The organism is Oleiphilus sp. HI0067, assembly GCF_001635735.1.
The window spans coordinates 1-609 of record NZ_LWFI01000228.1; the positions used below are offsets into that span (position 1 = coordinate 1).

1 protein-coding gene is annotated in these 609 nt (G+C 49.4%); it reads right to left on the minus strand.

All coding sequences use genetic code 11. The features are described from left to right. Positions 1 to 609 (minus strand): phosphoribosylamine--glycine ligase (locus tag A3739_RS03030; RefSeq protein ID WP_304440245.1); only part of this gene is annotated, 609 nt, incomplete at both ends.

The window sequence follows — 609 nt, forward strand, 5'->3', positions numbered from 1 at the left end:
GCGATAAAACATGCCTTCCCAACTGATCGTCTTAGCAAGTGCGTAAGCATTGCTTGCCGCTTCTGAAACACTATCTCCGAGTGCTGTTGCGCATAGAACGCGACCGCCCGAGGTCACAACTTCACCGTCTTTTAAGCTGGTACCTGCGTGAAAGACTTTCTCTTCTTTGCTCGAAGACAGGGTTAACCCAGATATTGCGATTCCTTTATCGTATGCAGCTGGATATCCTCCTGCGGCGAGCACTAAACCTACAGCGGGCTTATCATGCCAACGAGGCGTTTGATCCGCTAGCGTTCCGTTAATAGCTGCGCTACACAGTGGTGCCAACTCAGACGCTAATCTCATCATGATCGGTTGTGTTTCCGGATCGCCAAAACGGCAATTGAATTCAATCACTTTTGGTTGACCATCAGGCGATATCATCAGGCCTGCATAAAGAAAACCGCGGTAACGATTCCCTTCTTCAGCCATGCCTTTTAAGGTTGGATTGATGACCTGATCCATAATACGCGCGTGAACTTCCGGAGTAACGACCGGAGCAGGGGAGTAAGCTCCCATTCCACCAGTATTAGGGCCTGTATCTCCGTTTCCAACACGTTTATGGTCTTG